General features: G+C 41.5%; 15 protein-coding genes and 1 riboswitch. Of the genes, 12 read left to right on the top strand and 3 right to left on the bottom strand.

The window, feature by feature from the left end; translation table 11 throughout:
• Positions 1-102 precede the first annotated feature (102 nt).
• The 3 genes from L4C37_RS14475 (at position 103) to L4C37_RS14465 (ending at position 2,070) form a co-directional block, all read left to right on the top strand.
• Entirely contained in the window at positions 103-735 is a 633-nt protein-coding gene (locus tag L4C37_RS14475) for a fumarylacetoacetate hydrolase family protein (protein ID WP_372267506.1), read from the top strand.
• A gap of 150 nt (positions 736-885) precedes the next feature.
• Entirely contained in the window at positions 886-1,518 is a 633-nt protein-coding gene (locus L4C37_RS14470) for a LysE family translocator (RefSeq protein WP_429768994.1), read from the top strand.
• 135 nt (positions 1,519-1,653) lie between these two features.
• Positions 1,654-2,070 (top strand): GNAT family N-acetyltransferase, encoded by a 417-nt coding sequence (locus L4C37_RS14465; protein ID WP_273296633.1) that lies wholly within the window; start codon positions 1,654-1,656, stop codon positions 2,068-2,070.
• Between the two features lie 104 nt (positions 2,071-2,174).
• Here the strand turns inward: L4C37_RS14465 and L4C37_RS14460 are convergent, their stop codons facing one another.
• Positions 2,175-3,896 (bottom strand): phospho-sugar mutase, encoded by a 1,722-nt coding sequence (locus L4C37_RS14460; RefSeq protein WP_273296634.1) that lies wholly within the window; start codon positions 3,894-3,896, stop codon positions 2,175-2,177.
• A gap of 611 nt (positions 3,897-4,507) precedes the next feature.
• On the opposite strand from L4C37_RS14460, the gene coxB reads away from it, so the two are divergent.
• From coxB to L4C37_RS14440, 4 genes are all read left to right on the top strand, one after another.
• Positions 4,508-5,671, top strand: coding sequence for a cytochrome c oxidase subunit II (coxB, locus tag L4C37_RS14455; RefSeq protein ID WP_429768993.1), 1,164 nt, complete (start codon positions 4,508-4,510; stop codon positions 5,669-5,671).
• Between the two features lie 35 nt (positions 5,672-5,706).
• Positions 5,707-7,314 carry a cytochrome c oxidase subunit I gene (ctaD, locus tag L4C37_RS14450; protein WP_429769046.1) on the top strand — a complete coding sequence of 536 codons (1,608 nt, stop codon included), beginning with the start codon at positions 5,707-5,709 and terminating at the stop codon, positions 7,312-7,314.
• Positions 7,315-7,321: 7 nt separating this feature from the next.
• Positions 7,322-8,023 carry a cytochrome c oxidase assembly protein gene (locus L4C37_RS14445; protein ID WP_273295195.1) on the top strand — a complete coding sequence of 234 codons (702 nt, stop codon included), beginning with the start codon at positions 7,322-7,324 and terminating at the stop codon, positions 8,021-8,023.
• Between the two features lie 79 nt (positions 8,024-8,102).
• A complete protein-coding gene (locus L4C37_RS14440) occupies positions 8,103-8,987 on the top strand; it encodes a cytochrome c oxidase subunit 3 (protein ID WP_429768992.1) in 885 nt (294 codons plus the stop codon).
• 37 nt (positions 8,988-9,024) lie between these two features.
• Here L4C37_RS14440 and L4C37_RS14435 read toward each other — a convergent pair whose 3' ends face one another.
• Positions 9,025-9,246 carry a DUF2909 domain-containing protein gene (locus L4C37_RS14435; protein ID WP_429768991.1) on the bottom strand — a complete coding sequence of 74 codons (222 nt, stop codon included), beginning with the start codon at positions 9,244-9,246 and terminating at the stop codon, positions 9,025-9,027.
• Between the two features lie 30 nt (positions 9,247-9,276).
• On the opposite strand from L4C37_RS14435, the gene L4C37_RS14430 reads away from it, so the two are divergent.
• From L4C37_RS14430 to cyoE, 4 genes are all read left to right on the top strand, one after another.
• On the top strand, positions 9,277-10,122 hold the full coding sequence (locus L4C37_RS14430; protein WP_429768990.1) for an SURF1 family protein: 846 nt from the start codon (positions 9,277-9,279) through the stop codon (positions 10,120-10,122).
• 107 nt (positions 10,123-10,229) lie between these two features.
• Positions 10,230-10,775, top strand: a complete 546-nt coding sequence (locus L4C37_RS14425) for a hypothetical protein (RefSeq protein WP_137372090.1) — start codon at positions 10,230-10,232, stop codon at positions 10,773-10,775.
• A 69-nt stretch (positions 10,776-10,844) separates the two neighbouring features.
• Positions 10,845-11,948: a COX15/CtaA family protein gene (locus L4C37_RS14420; RefSeq protein ID WP_429768989.1), complete on the top strand. Its 1,104-nt coding sequence runs from the start codon at positions 10,845-10,847 to the stop codon at positions 11,946-11,948.
• A complete protein-coding gene (gene cyoE / locus L4C37_RS14415) occupies positions 11,938-12,936 on the top strand; it encodes a heme o synthase (RefSeq protein WP_429768988.1) in 999 nt (332 codons plus the stop codon). Before L4C37_RS14420 ends, cyoE begins: the two co-directional genes overlap by 11 nt.
• A gap of 104 nt (positions 12,937-13,040) precedes the next feature.
• Here the strand turns inward: cyoE and gbpA are convergent, their stop codons facing one another.
• Entirely contained in the window at positions 13,041-14,504 is a 1,464-nt protein-coding gene (gbpA, locus tag L4C37_RS14410) for an N-acetylglucosamine-binding protein GbpA (protein WP_429768987.1), read from the bottom strand.
• Positions 14,505-14,659: 155 nt separating this feature from the next.
• Positions 14,660-14,787: riboswitch (cyclic di-GMP riboswitch) on the bottom strand.
• A gap of 321 nt (positions 14,788-15,108) precedes the next feature.
• Here gbpA and L4C37_RS14405 point away from each other — a divergent pair.
• A complete protein-coding gene (locus L4C37_RS14405; RefSeq protein ID WP_137372093.1) occupies positions 15,109-15,462 on the top strand; it encodes a helix-turn-helix domain-containing protein in 354 nt (117 codons plus the stop codon).
• Positions 15,463-15,615: the final 153 nt, after the last annotated feature.

Here is a 15,615-nt window from a genome sequence, read left to right as displayed (position 1 = left end):
AGCTAAAGATCAGGTTTTTGATAATTTACTAGATTAACTCGAAGATCAGTGGAATATGATCGGTTAAAATATCTGCTCTCAAATTCAGGTCAAGGAAAGGTAATGAGCTCAACAAACAAGGATAGTGAAATGATGATTTCTAAAGTAACCGCCGCACCCAGTAAAATATTATGTGTGGGTAGAAATTATGCAGATCATATCGAAGAGCTCAACAATGCCACACCTGAGCATATGGTGGTTTTTCATAAGCCAAGCACCAGTGTGACTACTACATTGTCTTCATTCCATGAAGAGACATTACACTATGAGGCGGAGATTTGCTTCATCGTTGAAAATGAGACTTTCACTTCAGTAGGCTTAGGGCTAGATCTCACCAAGAGAGAGCAGCAATCTTATCTTAAAAGCAAAGGGCTTCCATGGGAGCGAGCAAAGTCATTTGATGGCTCTGCGGTGTTTAGTCGCTTTGTTCCATTAACTGATGTTGATATTAATGATCTTAACTTAGAGTTATTCATTAACTGTGTCCGAGTCCAGAAGGGGCATGTGAACCAGATGCTCTACTCACCTCAAACCATCTTGGATGAATTAAAATCTTACCTTACTCTGTTAGATGGTGATGTTGTAATGACAGGTACGCCAAAAGGCGTGGGTGAAGTGCACCACGGCGATGTGTTTTTAGGGCGTCTTATGTGTGGTGACAAAACCCTCATAGAAATAGAGTGGCTTGCTCGGTGATGCATATTGTTTGATTTGTTTTTGTGCTGGAAAATGATCAAAAACCAGTTGTATTGACGTTTAAGTTTAATTTATTTGCATGTTATACCTAGTTAGTTATCATCCGTTGATATAAAATCCGCGACCGGATTTTTATAAATACAATAACGAATGATCGATTTAACTATTTTACCTGTCTATTTAACTGCTGTTGTAGCGCTTCTTCTTCTTCCTGGTCCTGATATGTTACTGATTGCTAGCTCAAGTATGAGTTACGGTCGCAAAGTTGGCGTGTTTGCCAGTTTAGGTAATGCAACGTCCGGCATCATTTTGACCGTACTGGCTGCTATGGGTGTGTCTGCCTTAATTGCAATGAGCCCTATGGCATTAAAAGCATTACACCTATTGGGTGGTGCTTATTTACTTAAAATGGGTTGGGATTGCTTAAGAGCAGAGCAAGACGAAGCGCCTGAACTTAACAATAATTCTGTAGTTGCGAAAACCTATTATCAGCGAGCTTTAGTCAGCAATCTACTTAACCCTAAAGCGCTTGTTTTCTTTGTGATGTTTTTACCGCAATTTGTGTCAACTAACATAACAGCAAGTTCTGGTGAGCAAATGCTTGTACTAGGACTCCTGCTTAATATTTTAGGCTTGTCATTTAACTTCTTATTGGTAGCGCTTGTTGGCAGTGTCGGGAAGTCTCTAATTGAGAATGCTAAATTCAGAATGTACCAACAGAAAGTGATGGGTGGCGTATTCATCATTCTGGCTGTTTGGATGCTTAAATCATTCGTTGCTTAGATGTCTAGCAGATTGGTTTCTTTTGTCAGTATGATCGAAGACAGCAATGAACAGAATTAACCAGCTTCGGCTGGTTTTTTTATCTTTAAAATGTACGATAGAGCTTAACGATAAACTTACTTTTTAGAGAGTTATATGGATATTGAAGTCGTTAGCCACCCATTAAAACAAGATACTGATAGCGTTCTTGATGGAATAAAAGAATACAATGCCCCTCACTTCCCTGATCAAGATTTGATCCCTATTTCAGTTTTTGTTCGAGACTCACAGAACAAAGTGATAGCAGGGTTAAATGCCGAACTATTCACTACCTCGCTGATGATCAATCACCTTTGGGTCTCTTCAGATCTAAGAGGAAATGATGTTGGTACCAAGCTTCTTGCTAAGGTTGAGTCAGAAGCCCTCGCGAGAGGAGTTACCGATATTTACTTAGACACTTATAGTTTTCAAGCTTTGGGTTTTTATCAAAAGTTAGGTTTTAAGGTGGTAGGGGAGTTTAGCGATTATCCAATAAAAGGCGTCCATAAACACTTTTTACAGAAATCGCTTTAGAAAAAATGGACGTATTACTACGTCCATTTTTGCTTTGGTGCTAGAAGCTAGAAGCTAGAAGCTAGAAGCTAGAAGCTAGAAGCTAGAAAATAGAGGTACCGCTATTACTTATTAAGCTCTTGCTGATGCTGTTCAATAAGCTGTGCCATTTTTTCCTCTGCTCGTAGTAAAGCTTCAGGGTAATTTTCATTCCCCTCAAATTCAGTGACAAGTTCATAATAAACTTTTAGCTTAGGTTCAGTACCAGATGGGCGAACAATGATTCGAGAGCCATCTTCCATGTGATAAATAAGCACATCACTGGCAGGTAGGTGGATGGCTTCGGTTTTCCCCATGCTACCTTTTCCACCAATAGTAAAGCGAAGTGAAGATTGAAGATCTTCAATGACAGATATTCCCACACCAGCAATCTGTTTTGGTGGAGTACTTCTTAGCTTCGCACCAATGGATGGTGAATTGGGATCAAGTTGAATACTGCGTTGAGCATTCACATGTACACCATGTTCAAAGGATATTTGAGCGAGTACATCCCATACCGTTTTGCCATTTTGTTTCAATTGCTCCACAAGTTGAGAGAACACAACCAGTGTTGATAGCCCATCTTTGTCTCTTACTTGTGTGCCAATGGTGTAACCAAGAGCTTCTTCATAGGCAAAAAGGAATTCGTTTTCATCGTCTTCTAATTGCATTCCCACATTCGCTAACCATTTAAAGCCAGTGAGTGTTTGGAAGTAGGTTGCGCCATGTGATTTTGCCACTTTAGCAAGCAAAGTAGACGATACAATGCTGTTCCCAACTAGTTGCTGTTTGGTATGCGGTAGCGAAAGTAAGTAGTTGGCGAGTAGCACACCAATTTGATCACCAGTTAGCATTTTATATGTTGTATCTTGCTGCCTTGCAGCAACCGCGAACCTGTCGGCATCTGGATCGTTTGCACAAGCAATAGCAGCTTCGACACTTTCAGCGAGTTCTAGAACGAGATCCATTGCCCCATCTTCTTCAGGGTTAGGGAAGTTAACGGTTGGGAATAAACCATCGGGCTCACGCTGTTCGGCAACACTGAAGACTTTGTTGAAACCGTTGTCATGCAGCAAATCTTCCGCCATTTTCGCTCCAACACCGTGCATCGCAGTGTATGCCACTGCGATTGATTTCTCCGAAGTATCACCTTCAATGAATGGGCTTTGGTTAACGCTGGTACGGTAGGTTTGATAGTAATCTTCAGTAAGCCAAACGAGTTGTTCTCTTTGCTCAGCATCACTTAATGACATCAGTGGAATCGGTCTTGTTGCGGCGATTGCAATTTCAGCAGCGATACCTGAATCATGAGGCGGGATTATTTGAGCCCCATTTTCCCAGTACACTTTAAAGCCATTGTATTCAGGAGGATTATGGCTTGCGGTTACTACTACTGCCGCAGCGGCATTCAGGTGCTTAATACCAAATGCCACAACAGGGGTAGCGGCCACATCATGGGTGAGAAAAACTTTAATACCTAAAGCAGTAAGTACCGAAGCCGTATCTATGGCAAATTGCTTTGAATCGGTTCTGCCATCATAGCCAACCACTACTCCACGAGAAGCAGCCTTACTGATATTGTCAATTAGATAGTGACCCAATCCAGCGGCGGTTTCTTGAATCACTAAGCGATTCATTCGGTTTGGACCACAACCCACTTTTCCTCTTAACCCAGCTGTTCCAAATTCCAATCTTTGCCCGAAACGATCTTCAAGTTCGCTGTATTCTTTTTCATCAATAAGATATTGAAGCTCTTCACGAGTTCTTGGATCTGGGTCTCGTGCTAACCAATTCGTCAATTTTTCCATCATAAATTAAACCTTTGCTGTTGATAGAGTAAATATAAATGATATTCATTATCAATTAAGTGAAGGCAATCGTAAAACTAAGTTGTTAGAACATCAATTGTTAACCAAGCGGTATTCTAAGCACTGCTGGCATGTGCGGGTTCATAGCTAAACTCTGCAATTAAGAGTTCTGAACCGGTTAAAACCGTTGAGCTTAATAACTGATTTTCCTAATAACACATGCCTCTACTTCTTTTCTTAATATTCCCTTTAGAAACTCTACTCTGAGGTACTTTCACTCGCTATATACAAGATTTATAGCCGATAATTTGAATATTTAGCACCTTGAACATTTAGCTTTCAGTAACTAGCCTTTACATAAATATAACAAAAAGTAGCCAGTTCGCTGATTAAACGTCTTTATCCCTCATATTTTCTGCAGTATTGATGAGGCTTACTTTGCATCATTTTTATGTTTAACCCTTAGCCAAATATTCTTTCATTGTGAAGTAATGTCCGAATGGATGGTTGAGATACACATGACGCAATTAGGTGATAGAAAGACCATAGACACATGTGAACGATGGTTTCAGGGCGTAAATGTCTTGTGGGATGGATAAAGGAGATACCTTTTGAAGAGATCACGAACCACTCTTGTACTGTTAATGGAACTAGCGGTAGTTTTGTTTTGGTCATCAGCTGTTTGGGCTGAATCAGACTACAACATGACTCAGGGTGTTACGGAAATCAGCGGTAAGGTCTATGACCTTCACATGTTGATTTTCTACATTTGCTGTGCAATTGCGCTAATCGTGTTTGGCGTGATGTTTTATTCCATTATTCACCATCGAAAGTCGAAGGGTGCGGTCGCTGCCCATTTCCATGAAAGCACCAAAGTTGAAATTATCTGGACGATTATTCCCATTCTTATTCTTATCGCGATGGCGATACCCGCAACCAAAACATTGATTGCGATGGAAGATACCTCCCAATCCGATTTAACCATTAAAATCACAGGTTCCCAGTGGAAGTGGCATTACAGCTACTTTGGGGAAGATGTTGAATTTTTTAGTTTATTAGCGACGAGTGATAAACAAATTGAAGGTATAGAAGAAAAAGGAGCGCATTATTTACTAGAAGTGGATAAGCCCTTAGTCCTTCCTATTAATCGCAAAGTTCGCTTCTTGATGACATCAGATGACGTTATACATTCATGGTGGGTGCCTGCTTTTGCTGTGAAAAAAGACACTGTCCCGGGGTTTATTAATGAGGCATGGACCAAAATTGATGAGCCTGGTGTGTATAGAGGGCAGTGTGCGGAGCTTTGTGGCCGAGCGCATGGGTTCATGCCGATTGTCGTGCAGGCGATGGAAGAAGACGATTTTGATGCATGGCTTGTTAAACAAAAAGAAGAGGCTGCTATTGCTAAGCAACAAGCTCAAGAAGCACTAGGCTCGTCACTTACTATGGACGAACTGTATGCCGAAGGTGAGACCATTTATAACGCGAGATGTGCGGTGTGCCATCAGATCAATGGTGAAGGTATTACTGGTGCATTCCCTGCAATTAAAGGCAGTGCGATTGCACTAGGAGATTTATCAACACATTTAGACACTATTGTGTATGGCAGACCTGGAACGGCAATGCAGGCATTTGATGCCCAATTAAGCGAGAAAGAAATTGCTGCCGTCGTGACTTATCAAAGAAATGCATGGGGAAATGATACGGGAGATGTCGTTCAAGCTTCTGATGTAAATGCATTTAAGGCACAGAAGAATGCCAAGGAGGAGCAATGAAATCATCAGCAAACAAGCCCGTAAAGTCGGCTCCGATGAATAGCCATGAATTAAGTGGTGCTGGAGACTTATCTCATGGTGCCGAGCCTCATGATGATCACTCTGCACCTAAAGGGTTAGCTCGCTGGCTCTATTCGACCAACCATAAAGATATAGGCACTCTCTACTTATGGTTTAGCTTCGCTATGTTTTTGACTGGTGGGGCAATGGCTATGGTGATACGTGCTGAGTTGTTCCAACCAGGTTTGCAGTTAGTTGAGCCTGACTTCTTTAATCAGATGACCACAGTCCACGGTTTGATCATGGTGTTTGGGGCTGTCATGCCTGCTTTCACTGGGCTTGCCAATTGGATGATCCCAATGATGATTGGCGCCCCAGATATGGCGCTGCCACGAATGAATAACCTTAGTTTCTGGATTTTACCTTTTGCGTTTTTGATTCTAATTGGTTCACTGTTTACTGAGGGTGGAGGACCAAACTTCGGTTGGACGTTCTATGCGCCACTTTCTACGACTTATGGCCCTGACAGCACCGCATTATTTGTGTTCTCTGTTCATATTATGGGGATCAGTTCGATAATGGGCGCAATCAACGTGATTGTGACTATTGTGAACATGCGCGCACCTGGAATGACTTGGTTTAAGCTACCAATGTTTGTATGGACATGGTTGATCACGGCTTTCTTACTTATAGCGGTGATGCCTGTTCTCGCCGGTGCGGTGACCATGGTATTGACGGATAAATACTTCGGAACTAGCTTTTTTGATGCGGCTGGTGGGGGAGACCCTGTGATGTTCCAGCATATCTTCTGGTTCTTTGGACACCCTGAAGTGTACATCATGATACTGCCTTCCTTTGGCATTATCTCAGCCATTATTCCGGCATTCAGTGGTAAGCGATTGTTTGGCTACCATTCTATGGTTTACGCGACTTGCAGCATTGCGTTGCTGTCATTCTTAGTATGGGCGCATCACATGTTTACTACGGGGATGCCAGTCTTCGCTGAACTTTTCTTTATGTATTGCACCATGTTGATTGCGGTGCCTACCGGAGTGAAAGTATTCAATTGGGTGGCGACAATGTGGCGAGGTTCTCTGACCTTTGAAACCCCAATGCTGTTTGCGATTGCCTTTATCGTGCTATTCACTATTGGCGGTTTTTCGGGCTTGATGTTGGCGATTGTCCCAGCAGATTTTCAGTACCATGACACTTACTTTGTGGTGGCTCATTTCCATTACGTGTTAGTGACAGGCGCGGTATTTTCTATCATGGCTGCGGCTTATTATTGGCTTCCGAAATGGACAGGTCATATGTATGACCAACGTTTAAGCTTGTGGCATTTTTGGACATCAGTGGTATCGGTGAATGTTCTATTTTTCCCAATGCACTTTCTTGGGCTAGCGGGTATGCCAAGACGTATTCCTGACTACGCCATTCAGTTTGCAGATGTGAACCAAATCGTATCAATAGGTGGTTTTGCTTTTGGTTTATCTCAGCTGATCTTCTTATGGCTTGTAATTAAATGCGTAAAAGGTGGAGAGCCCGCTCCAAGTAAACCATGGGAAAGATCCGAAGGTTTAGAGTGGACAGTACCAAGCCCAGCTCCTCACCACACCTTTACTCACCCACCAAAGATTGACTGAGGTGAGTATGACAAACAACCCACGCGACACATCAGACAGTGATGCCAAGCAAGATAACCAAGGCGAGAATAACGTTAAGCAAGGTATTAAACAGCCTGAACTGGATTCTAAAAGCATACCTAATTCATCAAATAAATTGGTGGGCTATTTAGTGCTGAGCGTCATTGGGATGTTTGGCTTTGGATTTGCTTTAGTGCCTTTGTATGACGTGATGTGTGACGCCTTGGGTATCAACGGTAAGACAAATTCAGAGTCGGTGATACAGCCTCAAGGTATGCAGCCTGATTACTCGCGAAGTATTCGTGTTGAATTTATGTCTCATATAAACCCGGATATGCCTTGGGATTTTGTGCCAGAAAAAAGAACGTTAGATGTGCACCCAGGAGAAGTGATTCAAACTCAATACCTTGCTTTGAATCGTTCAAGTGAGCCTTTAGTTGGACAAGCTGTTCCTTCTGTATCTCCTGGAGAAGGGGCTACTTACTTCAATAAAATTGAGTGTTTTTGCTTTAATCAACAAGCGTTAGCTGCATCTGAAAATACAGTGATGCCTCTGATCTTTTATATAGAGCCAGATATACCAGACTCTATCCACACGCTTACGCTTTCATACACTCTTTTTAATATAACTCATTCATTAAATGCTGAACCTGAGGTGGTAGAGGTTGCGAGTAATATGCGGTCTACCGATTCCTTAGTGGCTCACTAATAGCTAAAGAAAGAGTAATCAAGTTAAAGAAGAGAACAACTAAATAGATAGAAGAACGATTTCAACAAGGAGTTGAGTGATGAGTTCTAAAAAAGGTATTTATTTTGTACCCGCACAAAGTAGCTGGCCTCTGGTTGGTGCGGTTGCCTTATTCCTTGTAGCGGTTGGCGCTGGGCTAACTGTGCAGAATATGGGCGTAGAAGGCTCTGGCGGTGTCGTAGGTAAAATTGTTTTAGCCGTAGGCTTTCTGGTTCTGCTTTACATGTTAGCTGGGTGGTTTAGCAATGTAATTACAGAGTCATTAACGGGTTTGTATTCAGAACAAATTGCGCGTTCGTTCCGACAAGGCATGAGCTGGTTTATCTTTTCTGAAATTATGTTTTTTGGTGCATTCTTTGGTGCGCTTTTTTATGCACGGATGTTGTCTGTCCCTTGGTTAGGTGGCGCTGATAACAATGCCATGACTCATGAAGTGTTGTGGCCAATGTTTGAGGCAATGTGGCCACTAACCAGTACCCCGAGTGGCGTTGAAACTCAAGCAATGCCTTGGCAGGGGATCCCACTTAAGAACACGATAATTCTCTTACTTTCCTCTATTACTCTGCACATGGCGCACATCAGCTTAGAAACAAACAAGCGTATGGCGTTAATTGTGTGGCTTGAAATTACCATCGTTTTAGCTGGCTTCTTTTTATTCTTTCAAGTTGAAGAGTATATGCACGCTTATCAAGAGATGGGGCTGACGTTGCAATCTGGTATCTACGGAAACACCTTCTTCTTACTGACTGGTTTTCATGGTCTTCACGTTTGTTTAGGAACGATTTTCCTAATAGTTCTACTGTTTAGAATTGCTAAAGACCATTTCACTCCGAAAGACCATTTTGCATTTCAAGCGGGGAGTTGGTATTGGCATTTTGTTGATGTGGTATGGCTGTGTTTATTCGTTTTTGTCTATGTATTGTAGCTGTTTCGTCTCGATATTTTTCAATGATTATGTGGCGCTAGTAGGGACGAGGGTTCGGAGTTATCCAACCCATAGAAAGGGCAAGTAATAGTAGTAGAACGACGGCAGCAGACAACATGACTCGTCGCCCAAGGAAGTGGCTTAGCGGTTTTTGAGGTTGATCACCTTTGGCAATAATGAATAAAGCTTTGGCGAGGTTGATGATGATAAAGAAAAGAAAAAACACTAAAGCAATTTTGAATATAAAGGAAACCATCATAGCTACTCCTGATTCTAATAAAGGATGTTGATGAAGATAGAAAATAAGGCATGGAAGAGTAAAAAACTTTGGTTTGCTGCTGTGTTAACTGTGGTGTCTGTTTCTATATTGATCAAGTTAGGTTTTTGGCAACTCGACAGGGGTGAACAAAAATCAGCGTATGAATTAGCCCTTCAGGAACGTGAAAAGGTAAGTGCGATAGCCTTGTCTGATTTTATTGAGATGTCTGAATTAACAGAGAGACCATCTAGTCTGTTGGGTGACGATTACCTAACGCAGTCCAAACCATTGAAGCACTTTGAACAACTACAGGCATTGAACGGAACCAGAGTAAAGATAGAGATTGAGAGTGGTACAGGAGATGTTTTCCTACTGGATAACCAAATACATGAAGGGCGAGTTGGGTACTTGGTTTTTATGATTGGTCAGCTTGGAGAGGCAGGAGGCGGGCAGTCAATTTTGTTGGATTTAGGTTTTGTTGAAGCTAGTCGTGATCGCACTATCTTGCCTAACCTGAGCGACCTGTCAGTACCTAGCAACTTATCTGGCCGTTTGTATCTTAAATCCACAAACCCATTGAGTCATGAATTATCCGCTGAAAACACACTGCCAGTTAGGGTTCAAAATGTAAACATTGCTGAACTAGAAGGCTTATTTGAGGTGAATTTATTCCCTATGGTGTTTCAACCTATTGGGCTAAAAAATTGGGATTACGAACCTGTTTGGGTACCGCTACCAATGAGCTCTTCGAAACACTTTGGCTATGCTGTGCAGTGGTTCGTAATGGCTGCAGTATTGGCATTAATAATGTTGATGATCAGTTATAGATTTTGGATGAAAAAGCATCGAATAGACTCTGTAGAAAGTAGAAAGTAGAAAGTAGAAAGTAGAAAGTAGAAAGTAGAAAAGCAGCTTGTAGGTTGTTTATATCAAATAGTTGCTTATAGGGTGGCTCATCAAACGAAACATAGGTGGAGACAATCATGGAAAGATCACAGTTAAAAGGACGTGTTTTGTTAGTGAGCTTGATTTTGATATTTGCCTTGCCTGCCATTATCGCCAAGCTTGTTTTGTCTCAACAGTGGTACACATCTGGAGTCACTAACTTTGGTGAACTCATTGAACCTAAAACGACATTAACCAGTGTTGGAGTAGACTTGTTACCAGAAGAAGGGTGGTTACTTGCTTATGTTGTTCCCGAAAATTGTACCCGTGTTTGTGAGCAGCAGGTGCACTTATTAGGTCAAAGCTATTTAGCATTAGGGAAATATAAGGAAAGAGTGAAGCCTATTTTACTTATAGATAAAGGCAATAACGACACTCTAAAGGACATGGACTTATTCCGAGAAGTTCGCACCGACTTGACCAACAATGAACCCTTGTTGTCATCCTCGGTGGTGATTGTTGATCCGCTCGGTCAATTAGTGATGCGTTACCAAGGCGTATCCACTCAGGCTTTGTTAGTGAAACAGTCAAAAGGGATCTTGCACGATTTAAGAAAATTATTGAAGTTATCAAGAGTCGGTTAGGCTTTTGAATCGCTGAATAGTAAGTGCTTCTGGTAACCGAGATATTGGGTCAAATGATAGGGAGAGGTCATGGTTAATGAGACACCTAAAAATCTAACCTTACTCGTAAAAGTGAGTTTGCTGTTAACGTTAACCGTTATTGTATTAGGCGCTTATACAAGGTTGTCTGATGCTGGATTAGGTTGCCCCGATTGGCCAGGCTGTTATGGCAGCATGGTAGTGCCTTCTGACTCATCTTCTTTATCTAAAGCAGCCCAGCTTTACCCTGGTAACACTATAGAATCGGATAAAGCCTGGTTAGAAATGATCCATCGTTATTTTGCCGGAACTTTAGGTATTGTCATTTTCTGCATCGTTACTTGGTGTTTGAAGATAAAAAATATTTCACCCAAGTTACCATTGACCATCTTGTTCGTGGTTGTATTTCAAGCCGCACTTGGCATGTGGACTGTCACATTGAAGTTGATGCCACTGGTGGTTATGGCTCACCTCTTAGGAGGCTTCACACTATTCTCATTGCTTGCCATTCTTTTTTGCAAACTGAATCGCTTACAGCAACATATTGACCCGCTTTATGTTGACCCATCTGTCCGGTTTTGGGCTCTTGCTAGCTTGGGAATCGTAATTTTTCAGATATTTTTAGGGGGCTGGACGTCATCGAATTATGCGGCGTTGATGTGTACTAGCTTACCTATTTGCGAAGGTAACTGGATAGCATATCTAGACTTTTCTAAAGCCTTTGACTTACTTCAATCAGGGCATGAAAACTATGAATTTGGTGTGCTTGAATATCCTGCCCGAATGACCATTCACGTGACTCATCGAATAGGAGCTATCGTGACTTCTTGTGTGGTTTTAGTGTTGGTATGGAAACTCGCTCAGCAGCCTTGCAATATTCAAAACAGCTTAGCGAAAAGAGTAGGGACCTTGTTATTACTTCAGATAACTTTAGGAATTGGCAACGTTGTTTTACAGCTTCCTATTTCTGTTGCTGTGCTTCATAACCTTGTTGCTGCTTTATTGCTCGTTAGCATAGTAACCACTAACTTTTTACTCTGGCACCGACAAGATTATAAAACCCTGATAGCAAGTAACGTTGTACCGATTGGCAACGCGGTTCATCACAAGTCGAGACATGCAGATTATGCAGAAGGAGTCGAGTATGACAAGTAAGACATCAGCCATGAGAACAATGAACAGAGCCTCTTCTTCAGCCACTATTTCTAGCTCCACAATGTCTGCGAGCACTATATCTTCAACTGCTATCTCTGGGGGTGAAAGTACTCATCAAACTCAAGATAGCCGTCATTGGAAAGCCTATTTAACGCTCACCAAACCGAAAGTCGTGGCTTTGATGCTGTTAACCGCATTAGTGGGGATGTGTCTTGCTGTACCTTCTGGGTTACCGCTTAAAGAAACCGTATTTGGGCTGATTGGTATTGGTTTGATGGCTGGAGCAGCAGCAGCGTTCAACCATCTTATTGATAGTAAAATTGATGCAAAAATGACACGAACTCGTCGTAGACCTTTGCCTTCAGGTGAACTGAGTCGCTATAAAGTATTTGGCTTTGCCACTGCGATAGGTGTACTGGGTTTTGTGACTTTATTTTTTGTGGTGAATGCCCTGACAGCTTGGCTAACTTTCGCCAGCTTATTGGGGTATGCTGTTGTTTATACAATGTATTTGAAACGAGCCACCCCGCAAAATATTGTGATTGCCGGAATTGCAGGAGCAATGCCACCATTACTAGGTTGGACAGCTATCACCAATGAACTTCATTCTCATGCATGGTTATTAGTGATGATCATTTTCATTTGGACTCCTCCGCATTTTTGGGCGCTTGCCATTCATCGACGTGACGAATATGCAAAAGTGAATATTCCAATGCTGCCTGTCACACATGGCATCAGTTACACGAAAACGTCTATTTTCCTGTATACCCTTCTATTGAGCGTGGTGTGTATATTGCCAGTTCTTGTTGGAATGAGTAGCTGGCTCTACTTAACGGCATCACTCGTACTTAATGGTGGGTTTATCTATCATGCTTGGTTACTTAAATATCGAAGTGAAGACAGTACAGCGATGAAAACATTTAAATTCTCTATCTATCATTTAATGTTTTTGTTCATTGCTCTACTAGCAGATCATTACTTGCTGTAAATGATTTCTTGTCACTCGTATTCTGTAAACTATTTTTTGCGAACCAAGTAAGCAGGTATAAAAAAGCGGAGACACAATCTCCGCGTTTTTATGTGCTGAATATATTAGTTCAACTTATTCCAAGCCGATTGCCAATGTGAACCCACTCCTGGCTCATAATGATTTGCAGAAGGTGACCATTGAACGCAGTACCCGGAATATGGGAACTCTTTACATTGATAGATGCTGCCATCACTACTTAGTACTTTAGTGCCAGCGGTATAAGCTTCAATACCTTCTGGGAATACGAAATCATACTCACCTGCTGGTGGTGGGGTTTGCTCTTCGATTAGGTGGAAATCAAGAGTATTTTGATCAACTAGATTACCCTGTGCATCTTTGGTCACAATAACAAGCATGTGATGACCGGCTTCTGATTTTGATAGCGTTAGCTGAATATCATCAACTTGACCATCAGATAGTTCAGAAACATGGGATGCCAGTGCCTCTCTATGGTGATTAAATACGGTTAGCTCAGCTTGAAGATCGCCAGTAGCCGCAAGTATTAAATCAATTTTTGTAGGGCTATCGTTAACAATGTATTCAGCCTCAAGGCCAGTAACAGCAAGATCGTAGTCAGGTTCTGGTGTTTCAATCTTGTACCCAACTTCAACACTCTCAAACCTAGAACCTGCTTTTAAGTAAATAGGGTTTGTTCCGTAGACAGGTGTGAAATCACCGGCATCATTCAGTTGACCTGATTTTATTTGCTCTTGCTCTTTATTGATTTTAGTCGCAAGGGCGTGAGACCAGTTATTGGCTTTACCTTGCTCTGTGCTTTCAATCATCACTTCTGTGCTGTAAGAAGTGTTTTCTCCCGATTGGTCAAATACACGCGTGTAAACGCTGTCACCGATATTTAGATCAATTGTTGGGTTAACTTGCCCGCCTTGCTCCCAATCAGGAATGATAGGTCCGTCACCATTAAATTGAACGTCAATAACATTATAAAAAGATGCGGCGGTATCACCGACATCCCACACCGCTAGAATGACTTGGTAGCCTTCGCGTTCAGGCACGTTACACAGGTGACTTATGCGTTTTGGTGGTTGAACCATTCCGCCATCTACCACACAAAATGGAGTGAGATCGAATGCGCTACGTGCTAAAGGCTGGTTTGGGTTCCAGTTTGAATTGGTAATGTAGTATTTCCAATCACGGGTAACGTGGTTTGCAGTGAACGTCCACTCGAAAAATTGAGAACCAGATTGAATAGGGCGCTTAACCCAGCGGTTTGCGGTTTGTTCATCTAAAGCTGCGGCAAGTGAGCTTTGTGCGCTGGCGATTTTTCCATCTTGAGGTCCAGTTGCTGGGAAGCCATCAGGGCCTTCGACACTTTGAGGTTCGTATTGAATGGCACCACAATGCGTATTTTTTTCATTGGTATCACTGGCAGGGAATTTACATAGCGCAACTCGGCTTTCTGCAACACCATTGTCATAGGCAGAAACATATCCGTGTCCAAAACTAGCACCACTCACACTGAAAAGTGAAAAGGCAATTAAGGTTTTATTTGGGAGTTTATTCATCATTTTTCCTTATAAATAGCTGACAAAAAAAGATGACACTCTGGCGTTGTTTACACTTAACTATCTGTATTGGTTAACTATATCTACGAGTTAACTACCTGGATTTATATGGGTTCACTAAGTGAGATCTTATGGATAACCCTTTTCCCTAGTTAAGTGGCAGCTCCGCTATCATAGACATTACCTAAGAGTCTTTTACAGTATGACTAGCATGCTCATATGTAGTGTCGACAGACCGGTAGCTTTGCGTCCTACCCTTTCAGGTAGTTTGCCAAAAGTGCGTTGAGCAAGCGAAATGTAGCCAACAAAATTTATAAATACGAAGTGAATGATTCAATTGTGGAATGTCAGTTCAGGTTTTTAATTCTCGAAGAAAATTAACTTGATAAATGAATGAAGCTGATTTCTATAAGGTATTGATATGAATGTATTAATAGTAGAAATGAATATAAAAATCATATGTATAAGAGGGCTAGGTGGTCATAAAACGTCACAATTTTTAAGGCGATAAAAACAAACCTTTGACTTCCATTAACCAAACGCTGACATCCGATTGTATTAAAGCAACGACAATTCATTCAATTGACTTATATAAGGATGAATCATGGAATTCACAGAACAAGATAGAGAAGCGCTCTACCAAACTTGGATGTCACAAAAATCTAAAATGCGTATTACACAAATGGAATTCTCTAAACAACTCGGTATGAACCAGCTTGCTTTTTCTCGAATATTGAGAGGAGAGAACCCTTTAACTATGCCGTTTATTAGCCACTTTTGCCGTCTACTTCATTTAGAGCCAAAACACGTTTTACCGTCTCTAAAAGAGACAATGGGTCATGCACCAAAAGTGGTATATCTACAGAGCCGTATGAGTGTCGATGGGGAAATCCAAAATGCTTATATTGAAGGAAATCAAGTGGTCGTTGAATACGCTCATACTGTTCAAACTGCTTAGAAAATCACCGCTGTAAATTATGATATACAAGGTGTTGTAAATATAAAACATAAAAAAAATTGCCTTTATTTTTAAATAGTGATTGAAGTTAGCGTTTTTACTAGATAAGTTACAGGGAACAAGAAGATTAATGCTGATAGAAGTTGTGTTTGA

It is taken from the genome of Vibrio kagoshimensis (assembly GCF_050337535.1).
GTDB classification, from domain to species: Bacteria; Pseudomonadota; Gammaproteobacteria; order Enterobacterales; family Vibrionaceae; genus Vibrio; species Vibrio gallaecicus.
Note: the sequence above shows the minus strand (reverse complement) of the source record. Positions and strands in the feature narration are given on the sequence as shown.

What these genes read in the sequence shown, in the direction of transcription:
- L4C37_RS14440 (WP_429768992.1), top strand. Translation starts at nt 8,103, where the DNA reads ATGAGTTCTAAAAAAGGTATTTATTTTGTACCCGCACAAAGTAGCTGG.
- L4C37_RS14430 (WP_429768990.1), top strand. Translation starts at nt 9,277, where the DNA reads ATGAAGATAGAAAATAAGGCATGGAAGAGTAAAAAACTTTGGTTTGCT.
- ctaD (WP_429769046.1), top strand. Translation starts at nt 5,707, where the DNA reads ATGAATAGCCATGAATTAAGTGGTGCTGGAGACTTATCTCATGGTGCC.
- L4C37_RS14475 (WP_372267506.1), top strand. Translation starts at nt 103, where the DNA reads ATGAGCTCAACAAACAAGGATAGTGAAATGATGATTTCTAAAGTAACC.
- gbpA (WP_429768987.1), bottom strand. Translation starts at nt 14,504, where the DNA reads ATGAATAAACTCCCAAATAAAACCTTAATTGCCTTTTCACTTTTCAGT.
- L4C37_RS14445 (WP_273295195.1), top strand. Translation starts at nt 7,322, where the DNA reads ATGACAAACAACCCACGCGACACATCAGACAGTGATGCCAAGCAAGAT.
- L4C37_RS14470 (WP_429768994.1), top strand. Translation starts at nt 886, where the DNA reads ATGATCGATTTAACTATTTTACCTGTCTATTTAACTGCTGTTGTAGCG.
- L4C37_RS14465 (WP_273296633.1), top strand. Translation starts at nt 1,654, where the DNA reads ATGGATATTGAAGTCGTTAGCCACCCATTAAAACAAGATACTGATAGC.
- L4C37_RS14460 (WP_273296634.1), bottom strand. Translation starts at nt 3,896, where the DNA reads ATGGAAAAATTGACGAATTGGTTAGCACGAGACCCAGATCCAAGAACT.
- L4C37_RS14420 (WP_429768989.1), top strand. Translation starts at nt 10,845, where the DNA reads ATGGTTAATGAGACACCTAAAAATCTAACCTTACTCGTAAAAGTGAGT.
- L4C37_RS14425 (WP_137372090.1), top strand. Translation starts at nt 10,230, where the DNA reads ATGGAAAGATCACAGTTAAAAGGACGTGTTTTGTTAGTGAGCTTGATT.
- L4C37_RS14435 (WP_429768991.1), bottom strand. Translation starts at nt 9,246, where the DNA reads ATGATGGTTTCCTTTATATTCAAAATTGCTTTAGTGTTTTTTCTTTTC.
- cyoE (WP_429768988.1), top strand. Translation starts at nt 11,938, where the DNA reads ATGACAAGTAAGACATCAGCCATGAGAACAATGAACAGAGCCTCTTCT.
- L4C37_RS14405 (WP_137372093.1), top strand. Translation starts at nt 15,109, where the DNA reads ATGGAATTCACAGAACAAGATAGAGAAGCGCTCTACCAAACTTGGATG.